Source organism: Sanyastnella coralliicola (assembly GCF_030845195.1).
In the GTDB taxonomy this organism is placed as follows: domain Bacteria; phylum Bacteroidota; class Bacteroidia; order Flavobacteriales_D; family Sanyastnellaceae; genus Sanyastnella; species Sanyastnella coralliicola.
Window position 1 is genome coordinate 539,179 of the sequence record NZ_CP132543.1, and the last position, 13,943, is coordinate 553,121.

The 13,943-nt window shown below is 46.8% G+C and carries 14 protein-coding genes; 8 read left to right on the plus strand and 6 right to left on the minus strand.

Going from position 1 to position 13,943, the window contains the following annotated elements:
• Positions 1-67: 67 nt before the first annotated feature.
• The 6 genes from uvrB to RA156_RS02280 form a co-directional block, all read right to left on the minus strand.
• The gene (gene uvrB, locus RA156_RS02255; RefSeq protein ID WP_306642448.1) at positions 68-2,098 is read right to left on the minus strand and encodes an excinuclease ABC subunit UvrB; all 2,031 of its coding nucleotides are present in this window, start codon (positions 2,096-2,098) and stop codon (positions 68-70) included.
• A 29-nt stretch (positions 2,099-2,127) separates the two neighbouring features.
• Positions 2,128-2,781, minus strand: a complete 654-nt coding sequence (locus RA156_RS02260; protein WP_306642450.1) for a DUF3575 domain-containing protein — start codon at positions 2,779-2,781, stop codon at positions 2,128-2,130.
• Between the two features lie 100 nt (positions 2,782-2,881).
• The gene (gene rplI / locus RA156_RS02265; protein WP_306642452.1) at positions 2,882-3,328 is read right to left on the minus strand and encodes a 50S ribosomal protein L9; all 447 of its coding nucleotides are present in this window, start codon (positions 3,326-3,328) and stop codon (positions 2,882-2,884) included.
• Between the two features lie 14 nt (positions 3,329-3,342).
• The gene (gene rpsR, locus RA156_RS02270; RefSeq protein WP_306642453.1) at positions 3,343-3,609 is read right to left on the minus strand and encodes a 30S ribosomal protein S18; all 267 of its coding nucleotides are present in this window, start codon (positions 3,607-3,609) and stop codon (positions 3,343-3,345) included.
• An 11-nt stretch (positions 3,610-3,620) separates the two neighbouring features.
• Complete coding sequence (rpsF, locus tag RA156_RS02275) at positions 3,621-3,977, minus strand: 30S ribosomal protein S6 (RefSeq protein WP_306642455.1); 357 nt, start codon at positions 3,975-3,977, stop codon at positions 3,621-3,623.
• Positions 3,978-4,038: 61 nt separating this feature from the next.
• The gene (locus RA156_RS02280; RefSeq protein ID WP_306642456.1) at positions 4,039-4,965 is read right to left on the minus strand and encodes an MBL fold metallo-hydrolase; all 927 of its coding nucleotides are present in this window, start codon (positions 4,963-4,965) and stop codon (positions 4,039-4,041) included.
• A 123-nt stretch (positions 4,966-5,088) separates the two neighbouring features.
• On the opposite strand from RA156_RS02280, the gene dnaX reads away from it, so the two are divergent.
• The 8 genes from dnaX (at position 5,089) to RA156_RS02320 (ending at position 13,918) form a co-directional block, all read left to right on the plus strand.
• On the plus strand, positions 5,089-6,225 hold the full coding sequence (gene dnaX / locus RA156_RS02285) for a DNA polymerase III subunit gamma/tau (RefSeq protein ID WP_306642457.1): 1,137 nt from the start codon (positions 5,089-5,091) through the stop codon (positions 6,223-6,225).
• Positions 6,226-6,347: 122 nt separating this feature from the next.
• Complete coding sequence (locus tag RA156_RS02290) at positions 6,348-6,854, plus strand: DUF8439 domain-containing protein (protein WP_306642458.1); 507 nt, start codon at positions 6,348-6,350, stop codon at positions 6,852-6,854.
• Positions 6,855-6,989: 135 nt separating this feature from the next.
• Complete coding sequence (locus RA156_RS02295; protein ID WP_306642459.1) at positions 6,990-9,368, plus strand: TonB-dependent receptor; 2,379 nt, start codon at positions 6,990-6,992, stop codon at positions 9,366-9,368.
• A gap of 27 nt (positions 9,369-9,395) precedes the next feature.
• The gene (locus RA156_RS02300) at positions 9,396-9,755 is read left to right on the plus strand and encodes an RNA-binding S4 domain-containing protein (RefSeq protein ID WP_306642460.1); all 360 of its coding nucleotides are present in this window, start codon (positions 9,396-9,398) and stop codon (positions 9,753-9,755) included.
• Between the two features lie 3 nt (positions 9,756-9,758).
• A complete protein-coding gene (locus RA156_RS02305) occupies positions 9,759-10,211 on the plus strand; it encodes a GNAT family N-acetyltransferase (RefSeq protein WP_306642461.1) in 453 nt (150 codons plus the stop codon).
• Positions 10,212-10,264: 53 nt separating this feature from the next.
• The gene (locus tag RA156_RS02310; protein WP_306642462.1) at positions 10,265-11,488 is read left to right on the plus strand and encodes a pyridoxal phosphate-dependent aminotransferase; all 1,224 of its coding nucleotides are present in this window, start codon (positions 10,265-10,267) and stop codon (positions 11,486-11,488) included.
• Between the two features lie 277 nt (positions 11,489-11,765).
• Positions 11,766-12,458: a glycosyltransferase family 2 protein gene (locus RA156_RS02315; RefSeq protein ID WP_306642463.1), complete on the plus strand. Its 693-nt coding sequence runs from the start codon at positions 11,766-11,768 to the stop codon at positions 12,456-12,458.
• Positions 12,449-13,918 carry a cellulose synthase family protein gene (locus RA156_RS02320; protein ID WP_306642464.1) on the plus strand — a complete coding sequence of 490 codons (1,470 nt, stop codon included), beginning with the start codon at positions 12,449-12,451 and terminating at the stop codon, positions 13,916-13,918. The genes RA156_RS02315 and RA156_RS02320 overlap by 10 nt, the downstream gene beginning before the upstream one ends.
• Positions 13,919-13,943 lie beyond the last annotated feature (25 nt).

Genomic DNA, 13,943 nt, shown 5'->3' on the forward strand with positions numbered 1-13,943 from the left:
CCTTGGTTGTGATTATTCCACACCTTGGAGTGCAAACAAGGTGCCGAAGATACATTTTGGAGTGATATTAGGCTTCCTTTTTTGTGGCTAGAAGCTCTTTCAGAGAGAACATTTCATCGCGTAATCGGGCAGCTTCCATGAAGTCTAGCTCTTTCGCAGCCTTCTCCATGCGCTTCTTCGTTTGTTCCACGAGTTTCTCAAGCTTGTCAGCACTCAAATATTGGATTACCGGATCGGCGGCCATGTTTGGTCCTTGCAATTCAGCCTCGCCAGAATAGATCTTACCTCGATCATCCACCAAATCAGTCTGTTCGAATAGATTTTTCCTTGTCTTCTTAATCTGCTGAGGAGTGATGCCGTGTTTTTCATTGTACTCCACCTGGCGTTCCCGACGACGAGAAGTTTCATCAATCGTCTGCTGCATACTGTCCGTGATCTTATCAGCGTACATGATCACACGCCCATTGACATTACGCGCTGCACGCCCTGCAGTCTGAGTCAGCGATCGGTTACTACGTAAGAACCCTTCCTTATCCGCGTCCATAATAGCCACAAGGGAAACTTCTGGAAGGTCAAGTCCTTCTCGAAGAAGGTTCACACCTACCAATACGTCGATGACCCCTTCACGCAACTCGCGAATAATCTCGATGCGATCTAAAGTCTTTACCTCGGAGTGCATGTACCGACACTTGATGCTCAGACGGTCAAGGTATTTTGACAACTCTTCTGCCATTCGCTTCGTCAAGGTGGTGACCAAGACACGTTCTCCGTTTTCGATCGTCTGTTGAATCTCACCAATCAAGTCATCCACTTGGTTTTCACACGGACGAACATCAATCGGTGGATCAAGGAGTCCTGTCGGGCGAACGAGCTGTTCCACTACAACGCCTTCAGATCGTTCGAGTTCGAAATCAGCAGGCGTCGCGCTGACGTAGATGGCCTGATTCAGTAGTCCATCGAATTCATCAAACTTCAACGGGCGGTTATCCATGGCGGCTGGAATGCGGAAACCGTAGTCTACAAGGTTAATCTTTCGGGCGCGGTCACCTCCGTACATCGCTCCAATTTGTGGAACGGTCACGTGGCTTTCATCAATCACCATCAAGAAATCTTCAGGGAAATAGTCTAACAAACAGAACGGACGTTCACCTGGCTGTCTGCGATCGAAGTAGCGAGAGTAGTTCTCGATACCACTGCAGTAGCCGAGCTCTTTCATCATCTCGATGTCGTATACCGTGCGCTCTTCAAGACGTTTTGCTTCGAGGTATTTGCCTTGCTCTTTGAAAAAATCTACCTGCTTCACCATGTCTTGCTGGATCTCCCAAATCGCATCGTTCATCGTGTCACGTCCGGTAACGAAGAGGTTGGCAGGGTAGATATTGACTTCATCTAGATCGTAAAGCTTCTGTCCGCTTTCTGGGTCAATGGTCTCTAGACTCTCGATTTCATCACCCCAGAACGAAATACGCAGCGCATGATCGGCATATGCTAAGAATACATCCACCGTATCACCTTGTACACGGAAGTTCCCTCGGTTAAACTCTGCTCTTGTGCGTGAGTAAAGGCTTTCTACCAGACGGTGAAGTAGTTTGTTTCGGCCGATATTCTCACCAACCTTCACAGGAATGACGCTCTTGTGGAATTCCACCGGGTTTCCAATACCGTAGATACAAGAAACTGAAGCAACCACAATGACATCGCGTCTTCCTGAGAGCAACGAACTCGTAGTACTCAATCGAAGCTTCTCAATTTCTTCGTTGATACTGAGGTCTTTTTCGATGTAAGTACCAGTTACTGGGATAAAAGCTTCAGGTTGGTAGTAATCGTAATAACTCACGAAATACTCAACCAGGTTGTTCGGGAAGAACTCCTTGAACTCGCTGTACAGCTGCGCCGCTAGCGTTTTGTTATGCGACAAAATGAGGGTAGGACGCTGTGTTTCTTTAATTACGTTAGCTACCGTGAAGGTCTTTCCGGAACCTGTAACCCCAAGAAGGGTCTGGAACGGAACACCTTCGTTGATGCCTTGAGAAAGTTCTTTGATCGCTGTAGGTTGATCTCCAGTAGGTTGGAAATCCGAGACGAGGTCGAAGTTCATAGGGTGAAAATACGTCTTTCAACTGTGGTTTAGAAGAGGATTCCAAGGCGTAACGCCGAATGAATTCCAATCGAAGTGTAGTCGGCCTTAAAGGTATAAGGAGATTCGCTTCCAACTACGTTGATGTGGTTACCAACCCAAGGGATGGATCCCAGGTTTTCTTCCCAGAACCCAATGTTTGGTTCTGGGCCGGTGGTGGCAGTCCCACTGACTTGACCAAAGGCCAATCCGAAGCCAACCAATGTGAGGTCGATAGACCAAGCATCATTCACCACCCATTGAACTCCATATTGCAAACCGAGTACACTTTGGGTCCATTTGCCCTCTGCGGTATAGGAGGTTCCATCGTACTGATGTGTCACGCTGGCATCCCAAACATGGTGTTGGAAGTAACCTGCGATGTAGGGCTTAGTGGGTTGTGTTCTACCTTTCCGTGTATAGAATCGATAGGCGAGTTGTCCGCCTATCACTTGCGCCTCACTTCCTGAGAGCTCCCAGCCTGTTTCAAGGTTGTTGAATGCCATGTTCGGTCCCGATATCCTCGGTCTGTAGGTGGCTGTGAGTTGCCACGAGAATTGTTTGTCGCGCACTTTCTCAAAACTGAACGATGCGGTACCGAAGGCTGCTGAGGCCAAATTGACCTTGGCCACACGGATTTGCGCAGTCAAAGAGAGTGTGAACAACAGAAATGATATGAGAGCAAGATTTCGTTTCACGGGAGGGGTAAGAAACAAAAAAGGACCGGAGTAACCGGTCCTTTTAATGTTTTATTCAGAGGGAGAATTACTCTCCTACTACTTCGAATGTAACGTCTTGAGTAACGTTTTTGTGAAGCTTCACTTTCGCTGTGTACTCACCAAGTTCCTTGATGTTATCCTCAGCGATAGAGATGCTACGACGGTCGATTTCGAAACCGGCTTTGTTCAATGCTTCTGCAATCTGGATAGAGTTTACAGAACCGAAGATCTTACCGTTCTCTCCAGCCTTCGCACCAATGCTAAGCTTAAGAGCACCCATCTTATCAGCAATCCCCTGTGCTTCCGCAAGGATTTTCTCTTCTTTGTGAGCGCGCTGACGCTGGTTTTCTTCTAGGATCTTCTTCGCAGACTTCGTTGCAACTTCTGCCAATCCTTGTGGGATTAGGTAGTTACGAGCATAACCCGGACGTACAGTAACGATTTCATCTTTACTGCCGAGCTTTTCAATCTCTTGTTTTAGAATTACTTCCATTGTCTCGGGTTTTATTATTTCAACATGTCAGCAACGTACGGCATCAATGCCAAGTGACGTGCCTTCTTGATTGCCTGAGCCACTTTACGCTGGTACTTCATCGAAGTTCCAGTCAAACGACGAGGAAGAATCTTCCCTTGTTCGTTGCAAAGCATCAATAGGTAATCTGGATCTTTGTAATCAATGTACTTGATTCCTGCCTTCTTGAATCGGCAGTATTTCTCGCGCTGAGTCTCAATTTGAATTGGATTCAGGTAACGGATATCTCCTTTCTGTGCCATGGTCTTCGGAATTAAGCTTCTTTAGCTTCAGTTTTCTGATTCTTCTTCTTGTTGCGGCGGCTTTCAGCGTACTCGATATGGTACTTGTCCATACGTGTAGTCAAAAAGCGGATGATGCGCTCGTCGCGACGGAATTCCGTCTCGTAAGGACGAATGCCTTCACCTGGCAATTCGAATTCAAGAAGATGGTAAAATCCAGTAGTCTTCTTCTGGATTGGGTAAGCCAGTTTCCGAAGTCCCCAGTTCTCTTCATGAACAACTTTTCCTCCGTTGTCCTTGATGAGTCCTTTGAACTTGGTCACTGTTTCCGCTGCCTGCTCCTCAGACAGCACGGGAGTCATTATGAAAACAGTTTCGTAACGGTTCATTGTGTATAAACTTAAAATTGGGGTGCAAAAGTACGCCTTTTCTTAAGAATCTGCAATACTCTTACTGTGGTTCCGTCCAAATAGTCAATCCATTGAGGCTATAAGAGTATACCGGATACCCAAAAGCATTGAACGCTGTGGGTGTGCAACTACCGTTTTCTATGCAGGCAAAGAGGTCAATAAGCGTTTCAAATTTATTGAATTCAACCCGAGGAGAACTGTGTGCTCCGAAATAGGTGTATTCGCTACCCAACTCTTGAATAATACGCTGTGTAGATGCTTCATAAGCAGGAAGGTCATTTCCCGGGAGGAAGGCATAAAGTGTTCCGTTGTACATGAAGTCGCCAGCAAAGAAGTACTTTCTATCACTGTCAACAATAGCAACCGATTCTGGAGTATGGCCTGGGATATTCCACAGAGAAATCGTTCGATCGCCTAAATCAATGGCTTGTCCATCACCCCACCACTCATTCACGATTACTTCAGACGGACTAGAAGCCAACACTTCCTGGAAGGTAAATTCAAAATTCCCTTCGGCATCCGCTCGCTCTTGCAAGTATTCAAGATCAATGAACGCATGTTGATCGAACTCCTGAGTGTTTCCTACGTGGTCAAAATGAAAATGAGAAAAGACCACAGTAACCGGAACGTTGGTTAATGAATCTACGAGGTCGTACAGTGAGGCCTCTCCCGGACCTGTGTCAAACAACACTGCACGTTCATTTCCGGCGATGAGGTAATTGACGTTGTATTGAGAGCCCTGAGGTTCGGCTATTATATAGGTAGCACAATCCACCTTCTCCACCACGAACCAATCGTCGAAGTAGAAAGAACCATCCCATGGTCCAGGATCATCTTCGATATCAGGACAAAAAACTTCAACCGGAACGGGAGTAGAATCGGTTTCACAAACCACGGGTTCTTCGTCTTTGTCGCAACTGACGAAGACGATAAAAAGCAAAAGTGCAAGCTTATGTAGTTGACGCATAGTTCGGTAAGCTAATATTTTCGAGAGAATTTGGGGATAAAGAGAGCTTTCGGAAAGGGGATTATTTGTGAATAACTCGGCTTTCTCAACCCAAAGAGCTTCACGATATTTGCATACTACCCCATGGAACAACAATCATTCCTCGTATCTGCTAGAAAGTACCGTCCTCAACGCTGGGAAACCGTCGTTGGTCAAGATGCGGTGACTTCTACGCTCAAGAAAGCGGTGACTACTGGCGAGATTGGCCAGTCGTATCTCTTCTGTGGGCCACGAGGAGTAGGGAAGACCACATGCGCTCGCATTTTTGCTCGTGCCATCAACACAGGAGTGATCGAAGAAGCGGATGCTGCTACTTCACTTGACGTGATGGATGGTGGAGACCAGGCTGATGAATGGGCATTCAACATCTTCGAGCTTGATGGGGCTTCCAACAACAAAGTAGAAGACATTCGCGGTCTCATTGACCAAGTGCGAATTCCACCTCAGAATGGTAAGTACAAGGTGTACATCATCGATGAGGTTCACATGTTGTCGCAAGGGGCATTCAATGCTTTCCTGAAAACCTTGGAAGAGCCGCCACCACACGCGGTATTCATTCTAGCAACCACAGAGAAGCACAAAGTAATCCCAACCATTCTCTCACGCTGTCAGATTTTTGATTTCAATCGCATCACCGTGACCGGAATGGTAGATCACCTTCAGAAGATCGTTTCTGACAAAGGAGTTACTGCTGAACCTGAAGCTTTGCACGTCATTGCGCAGAAGGCGGATGGGGCCATGCGTGATGCACTCTCGATTTTTGATCAAGTGGTAGCATTTACCAGCGGTAATCTGACTTATGATGCTGTGACCAAGAACTTGAATGTACTCGGTCATGACCTCTACTTCCGTTTGACGGACCAGATCATCAAAGAAGATATCCCTGCGGTACTGAAAGAGATCAATGAGGTTGTCAAAAAAGGATATGACCTCCACCACTTTATTAGTGGATTAGCTGGGCATTTCCGAAACCTAGTGATGGCGAAGCAGCCAGGAGTCATTGATCTCTTGGAGGTTTCTGATACCATCAAAGGCCAATATTCAGAAGTTGCACAGAACGCTGAAATGCCATTCCTTCAGAATGCATTGAACGAACTGCATGAAGCAGACATGAAGTACAAGCAAGCACACAACCCGCGTTTGCACACCGAGCTCTGCCTGATGAAGTTGTGTTCGATCCATCAGCGCATCCGTGAAAAAAAAAAGGCCGCTTTAGCCTAATTCCAATCGTTGGTGCCAAAGTAAAATCGACGGCACCACCGAAAGCTACCGCTGCTGAAACGGCGAGTAATCAAAGTATTTTCCAAACGAAACCCGAACCAATTGACGCCCCAACAGGCCTCATGAACCGTTCGAACGTACGTATTTCTGAACAGGAGACCTACCGCCTCAATGAGAGCTTGATGAAAAAGCGTCTTGAAGCGGCCAAAGGAAAAGAAGAGAGTCTTCGTCCGACCGACATCGATGAAGATCTTCCTACAGAACCTGTCACTGAAGAGGAAATGGTAGATGCATGGAAACTCTTCTCCGAAGCAGTGAATACGAGCGGACGACGAAGTCTGTTTGCTACCCTCTCTAGCGAGGAACCGCGACTCGAAGGTCTCATGATCAAATTCAAGATTGCCAATGTGGTTCAGGAGAAAGATATGGAACTGGTACGAGGTGAGCTCATGGAGTTCTTGAGAACACGCCTACAGAATTTCTCACTCGATCTCACCGTAGAGCTCAATGCTCAGATTTCAGCCAAAATGAAGTTCTTGACCGAACGCGACAAGTATGATCAGATGGTTGAGAAGAACCCTGTGCTTGAAGAGTTGAGAAAACGACTCGATCTCGACCTCCGTCAATAGGGATTTCCCTTTCTTGGCGAACCAATTTCAGCTTTGTGTGTTCCTATCCCGTGAATGCACGTAAAAACGCGTTCCGAAACGGCAATGAAACACTTTACGAGAAACGGCTTCCGAGCTGTAGGGCTAATTCTATTAATGTTGTGCTTTGCGTCTACCGCATTGGCACAATCAGGGGTGATCAAAGGAAAGGTCACCAACCTGCGAAATAACGAGTCCATTCCCTTCGCAACGGTTATCGTTCAAGGATCTCAAAATGGGGTATCCACAGATATTGATGGGAAGTACGAAATCACCGGATTAGAGCCCGGGCTCTACAACATCGATGTTTCATTCATTGGTTTTGAAAAGAAGACGGTTTTTGAAATCGAAGTGACCAATGCGCGTGCCGCGTTGATAGACGTCCAGCTGGAAGAAACCTCAGTTGAAATAGAAGCAGCAGAGGTCGTTACTTCAAGCTTCAGTAATCGCGAAGAAGCACCCGTATCCGTTCGTAAGATTGGAGTGAATGAGGTCAAGCGAAACCCAGGAGGGAACAGAGATATCTCCAGAGCTATCCGTGCATTGCCTGGGGTAGCCAGCACGCCTTCTTTCCGTAACGATATTATCATCCGTGGAGGAGCTCCGAATGAGAACCGTTTTTACATCGACGGGATCGAGATTCCGAACATCAATCACTTCGCGACGCAAGGAGCAAGTGGAGGACCTGTAGGATTGATTAATGTGGATTTCATTGATGATGTGGAATTCTATTCCGGTGCTTTTCCCGCAGCTCGTGGAAATGCCCTTTCATCGGTCTTAGAATTTGGATTCAAAGAAGGACGCACAGACAAATTCGCTGCGAATGCGGTGGTTGGTTCGTCAGATTTAGGAATCACCTTTGAAGGTCCGACAGGGGAGAAGAGTAGCATTATCATGAGTGCTCGTCGTAGCTACCTTCAATTCCTTTTTCAAGCGCTTGGCCTTCCTTTCCTACCTACGTATAATGACTTCCAAGTAAAATGGAGTAGTCAAATCGACAGCAAGAACAGAATCACGGTTCTGGGCTTGGGAGCCATTGATCAGTTCCAATTAAATACCGAACTAGGGTCAGATACGACGAATGAAGACTTCTTGGAGAACAAGTATATCCTGGACTTCCTTCCAGTGAATACGCAGTGGAATTATACCACTGGAGTGAAGTGGGAACACTTCGGTGAGAATGGATTGACGACGGTGGTTGGAAGTCGAAATATGCTGAACAACCGTGCATTCAAACACGTCGATAACAACGAAGACCTCCCTCTTATTTCAGATTACCTGAGCCAGGAAATCGAGAACAAATTCCGCGTTGAGCGAAAGCTATACCTAGATAAAGGATGGAAGGTCAACATGGGAGTCAACTACGAGTATGCGAAGTACAACAATGATACAGAGCAAGATATTTACTCTTTCGAACAAGATACACTGGTTCGCGTCGACTTCTTTTCTGAGTTCGACATGCATAAATACGGTGCCTTTGCTCAGGTGAGTAAAACATCGACCGATCAACGATTGGTGCTTTCGTTGGGGGTGAGAACAGATGCGAATGAGTACAGCGCAGAGATGTCGAATCCGTTGGATCAATTGAGCCCACGGTTTTCTGCGAGCTACTTCCTAACTCCTCAATTGAGTGCCAACTTCAATACCGGAATCTACTACCAGCTTCCGGCCTACACTGTCTTAGGATTTAGAGAGAATGGCGTCCTTGTGAATCGCGAGAATGGTGTAACCTATATTCGAAACAAGCAGGTGGTGGCAGGATTGCGTTATGATGTAGATTCTCGAAATACCACAATTTCGGTCGAAGGTTTCTACAAAGATTACGACAACTACCCACAAAGTGTCGACCGTCAGCTTTCACTGGCAAACCTAGGTGCAGACTTCGGTGTCATCGGAAATGAGGCCGTGGAAAGCGCTTCCGACGGACGTGCCTATGGTATTGAGTTCTTGTTGCAACAGAAATTGTACAAAGGCTTCTACGGTATCATCTCTTATACCTACGTGCGCAGTGAGTTCACGAACGGTGAAGGCGATTTTATTCCTTCCAGCTGGGACAGCCGTAACCTGATCAGTTTGACTGGAGGGAAGAAGTTCAAGAAGAACTGGGAACTCGGTGCGCGTTTCATCTATTCAGGTGGAACGCCATTTACACCTGTTGATGTAGAGCAAAGTGTTCAAATTCCAGTTTGGAATGCGACGCGTTTTGGTCTTCCTGACTACTCACAGTTGAATGCACTCCGTATTGACGACTTCAGTCAATTGGACGTACGTATCGATAAAAAGTGGTTCTACGAGAAATGGAGTCTAAATGTATTCTTCGACGTTCAGAATGTCCTTGGATTCGTTACCCCTCAACCACCTACAGTGGATGTAGAACGCGACGAAAACGGGAACCCAATTGAAGATCCAAACAACCCAGGATCGTACATTCCGCGCATTCTGGATACCTCTTCGGGTACCGCGCTTCCAACCATCGGTTTGATTATCGAGTTGTGATTCCAGCGATTTCCTGACCTTTGTGCTATGCGCATCGACAAGTACATGTGGGCCGTTCGTATTTTCAAAACCCGCACAACCGCTACCACTGGTTGTAAGGAGGGTAGGGTCACAGTGAACGATGAAGTGGTCAAGCCAGCCCGTGATGTGAAGGTGGGTGAAGTCATCATCATTCGTAAAGGTGCTGTATACTTTCATTGGAAGGTGATTGATCTTCCAAAAAGCAGGGTAGGCCCCAAGCTTGTTGAGCTCTATGCTGAAGATGTGACTCCTGAAGAGGAAATCTTCAAACTAAACATGATCAAAGAAGGACATAATCAACGTCCAAAAGGAATCGGTCGTCCGACCAAACGCCAGCGTCGCGATTGGGATAAATATTTCAAGTAAACCATGGAAGTCGTTGTTCTTACCCCGGAAGAAACTCGGCCGCTAAGGCACAAGGTGCTTTGGCCTCACATTGAGAAAACAGAAGATTGTGTCATTGATATCGATCATCGAGAAGACGCCATCCACCTGGGTGCCATTCATAATGATCAGATCGTTGGTATCTGTTCGCTGTTTGAGATGACCACACCGAAGCTTGATGATGAGAAGCAGTATCGCTTGCGAGCGATGGCAACTGACCCTGATGTCAGAGGAACAGGGGCGGGAAGAGCTATTGTAGAAAAAGCGCTGGAGATCATCGCATCCAAAGGCTATGATGTGCTTTGGTGTGATGCCCGCAAAGTAGCCTTGGGCTTCTATGGTCGTATGGGCTTCGATCGAATTGATGAGTGGTATGAAGTGCGCAATATTGGTCCGCATCAATTGATGTTCTACCGTTTCAACGCTAACGCGGAATAGTTTGGGATTTAACCCAACGATGGACGTAATTTGTACTCGCAATTTTTTGAACCATGCCAGGAGTATCACAGAAAGGAATGGCGATGCCAGCTTCACCAATCAGAAAGTTGGTCCCATACGCCGAAGCAGCTAAGAAAGCAGGAACGAAAGTATTTCACCTGAATATCGGGCAACCTGATATCGAAACACCGCAAGTGGTGAGAGATGCTGTACGTGCCTATGACGAAACGGTGCTTGCTTACTCATTGAGTGAAGGAAACCTTTCATATCGAGAAGGCCTTTCTGCTTACTACCAGAAGCATGATATTCCTGTAAACGTAGAAGACATCCTCATCACAACAGGGGGAAGTGAAGCACTCAGCTTCGTTTTCAATGCGTGTATGGATGCTGGTGATGAAGTGATTATTCCGGAACCCTTCTACGCAAACTACAACGGATTCGCGCAAGCAGCAGGTGTCACTGTTCAATCGGTAACAGCTAAAATCGAAGATGGATTCGCACTTCCTGCAATTGAAGAGTTCGAGCCTCTTATTAATGGTAAGACTCGTGCTATCCTCATTTGCAACCCAGCAAACCCTACGGGTTACCTCTACTCTCGTGAAGAACTAGAGAAATTGCGCGCCCTGGCTCTCGAGCATGATCTATTCCTCATTGCTGATGAGGTGTACCGCGAATTCTGCTACCATGGTGAAAAGCCAACGTCAGTAATGAACCTAGACGGGCTAGATCAGCACGTGATCTTGATTGATTCGGTATCCAAGCGTTACAGTATGTGTGGTGCACGTATTGGAGCCATGATCACAAAGAACGAAGAGGTTCGAAATACAGCATTGAAATTCGCTCAAGCGCGATTGAGTCCACCATCCCTTGCTCAGCTGGCAGGTGAGGCGGCACTTCAAACTCCTCAGTCATACTTTGATGAGGTGATCGAAGAATACGTAGAGCGCCGCAATGTGTTGGTAGACGGACTAAACGCCATTCCAGGTGTACGTTGTCCCAAACCAAAAGGAGCATTCTACTGCATGGCAGAACTTCCAGTAGACGACGCCGAGAAATTCTGTCAATGGCTTCTTGAGTCATTCAGCCATAACGGCAACACAGTGATGATGGCTCCTGCGGCAGGTTTTTACAAGAATGCCGAAACAGGACGCAAGCAAGTACGGGTAGCCTACGTATTGAATGTAGAAGAACTCAAACAAGCTGTTGACTGTCTTCGTGCTGCGCTTGATGCCTACCCAGGGAAGGTAGAGCAGACAAATGTCGCTCACGCGGAATAGGTTGGTAATTCGTGGACCGTGGACTGTGGACTGTGGACTGACTCTCCGTTGCGCAAGGCGCAATGCTTTATAATCGACGTGTATATAGAGATTGCCCCGTGGGCAATCTGGGACTGTCAGTTTGTAGTCCGTAGTTCGTAGTTCGTGGTGCGTTGTACAAGTTATAGTTTATGGATTATCGGTTATCGATTAGACTCTCGTTACTCGACTAAGTTTACGGTTTCGTTAGAATTCCGTGAAGCCCCAACATGTATCGAATAGCTACATTTGCCCGTCTATGATAATCGACGTAATCATACCAGCTTGGAATGAAGAGAAGAGCATTGGGCATGTGGTAAGCGATATTGATCGCGAGCTCGTGCGCACTGTGGTGGTGGTGAACAACAATTCCAAGGATGATACTGCTGCTGTAGCGGCTTCCGCGGGAGCGAAAGTGGTGACAGAATTGAAGCAGGGTTATGGCTCGGCATGCCTCAAGGGAATTGAGGTGGTGAATGGCCACGAGCCCTTGGCTGATATCATCGTGTTCATGGATGCAGATTACAGCGATTATGCCAGTGAGATGCCTGATCTGATCAAACCTATTCTGGATGGATCGGCTGATATGGTCATTGGCTCACGAGCGCTTGGTGAAAAAGAAAAAGGGGCCATGACACCCCAACAAGTCTTCGGAAACTGGCTCGCTACCTGGATGATCAAAAAGATCTACAAACATCAGTACTCCGACCTTGGTCCGTACCGTGCGATTAAACTGAGCAGTCTGAATGACCTTGGTATGCGCGACCCTGATTATGGCTGGACTGTCGAAATGCAAGTAAAAGCTCTACATAAGAAATTGAACGTCGATGAAGTGGCGGTGAACTATCGAAAGCGCATTGGCGTGTCGAAAGTCTCTGGCACTCTGAAAGGTACTATCTTAGCGGGCTATAAGATCATAACCACCATACTGAAATACGCGAAGTGGACCTAACTATACTGATCATATACGGGTTGTTTCTAACCTTCATTCTGTTGTACAGCTGCATGCAGTTGAATCTGACCATTGCTTACCGTGCTCGTCATCGAAAGCAAGAAGAGTGGCAGAAAGAAGACCCAGACCATTTTGAATGGCCGCGAGTGACGGTTCAGCTCCCAGTGTACAACGAACTGTATGTCGTGGAGCGTTTGATCGATGCGGTTGCTAAACTCGATTACCCGCTAGACAAGCTTGATATTCAAGTATTGGATGATGGTAACGATGAATCTGTAGAGGTAGCAGCGAAAAAAGTAGCGTACTGGAAGTCGCAAGGACTAGACATCGAACACATTCGTCGTGAAGACCGTGTTGGTTTCAAGGCTGGAGCGTTGGAATACGGTTTGGGTATCGCGAAAGGAGAATTCACCGCTATTTTCGACGCAGATTTCATCCCTGATCCGCAATTCCTTCGCAAGACGATGCCTTATTTCAAGTCGGGCAATAAAGTAGGGGTTGTTCAAACCCGTTGGGAACACCTCAACGAAGATTACTCCATCTTGACGAGGCTACAAGCCTTTGGATTGGATGCGCACTTTACCATCGAGCAACTCGGTCGAAACGCACGCGGTCACTTTATCAATTTCAATGGTACCGCTGGTGTGTGGCGCAATGAATGCATTAAAGATGCTGGTGGTTGGCAACACGATACCATTACTGAAGATCTTGACCTGAGTTACCGTGCTCAATTGAAGGGGTGGAACTTCGTCTACCTGGAAGAAGTGGGGTCTCCTGCGGAGCTTCCTGCGGAAATGAATGCATTGAAGAATCAACAGTTCAGATGGACTAAAGGCGCTGCTGAATGTGCCGTGAAGAACCTACCCTCGGTAATCAAGAAACGTGGTATTGGTCTGAGCACGAAGGTGCACGCGATCTTCCACCTGATGAACAGTTTCATTTTCATTTGTGTCTTAGGTTCAGCGCTCTTGAGTCTGCCTATTCTACTGGTGAAAATTGGGACTTCTGATTACGATCTTATGTTCAACTTGGCGAGCGTATTCTTATTCAGCTTCATTGTATTGGCTTACTACTACTGGACTTCCAGAAAGTACAGAGGAGATAGCTTCCTAACTTTCCTTCGTGATTTCCCGTTGTTCTTAGCGGTGAGTATGGGAATGTCCTTGCACAATAGTATCGCTGTGATTGAAGGGTACATTGGAAGAAAAACACCGTTCGTTAGAACACCCAAATTTGCCATCAGTGGAGAAGGAGATGGATCTTGGTCTGATAAAAAGTACCGCGCACTCAAAGCGAATCCACTGACCATTATCGAGGCGTTTTTGGCAATCTACTTCTTTGGTGGTGTCGTGCTAGGAATCTATCATCAAGAGTTTGGAATGCTCCCATTCCACATCATGCTCTTCATCGGTTTCACCTACGTAGCCTGGTTCTCGTTCAAGCATACTCGCGTTGCTTAACCGCCTAAACCCGGTTGTCTCGCGC

Coding starts and splice junctions, on each gene's coding strand:
- RA156_RS02305 (WP_306642461.1), top strand. CDS start 9,759: ATGGAAGTCGTTGTTCTTACCCCGGAAGAAACTCGGCCGCTAAGGCAC.
- RA156_RS02315 (WP_306642463.1), top strand. CDS start 11,766: ATGATAATCGACGTAATCATACCAGCTTGGAATGAAGAGAAGAGCATT.
- RA156_RS02280 (WP_306642456.1), bottom strand. CDS start 4,965: ATGCGTCAACTACATAAGCTTGCACTTTTGCTTTTTATCGTCTTCGTC.
- RA156_RS02295 (WP_306642459.1), top strand. CDS start 6,990: ATGTTGTGCTTTGCGTCTACCGCATTGGCACAATCAGGGGTGATCAAA.
- rpsR (WP_306642453.1), bottom strand. CDS start 3,609: ATGGCACAGAAAGGAGATATCCGTTACCTGAATCCAATTCAAATTGAG.
- rpsF (WP_306642455.1), bottom strand. CDS start 3,977: ATGAACCGTTACGAAACTGTTTTCATAATGACTCCCGTGCTGTCTGAG.
- RA156_RS02290 (WP_306642458.1), top strand. CDS start 6,348: ATGAACCGTTCGAACGTACGTATTTCTGAACAGGAGACCTACCGCCTC.
- uvrB (WP_306642448.1), bottom strand. CDS start 2,098: ATGAACTTCGACCTCGTCTCGGATTTCCAACCTACTGGAGATCAACCT.
- RA156_RS02310 (WP_306642462.1), top strand. CDS start 10,265: ATGCCAGGAGTATCACAGAAAGGAATGGCGATGCCAGCTTCACCAATC.
- rplI (WP_306642452.1), bottom strand. CDS start 3,328: ATGGAAGTAATTCTAAAACAAGAGATTGAAAAGCTCGGCAGTAAAGAT.
- dnaX (WP_306642457.1), top strand. CDS start 5,089: ATGGAACAACAATCATTCCTCGTATCTGCTAGAAAGTACCGTCCTCAA.
- RA156_RS02300 (WP_306642460.1), top strand. CDS start 9,396: ATGCGCATCGACAAGTACATGTGGGCCGTTCGTATTTTCAAAACCCGC.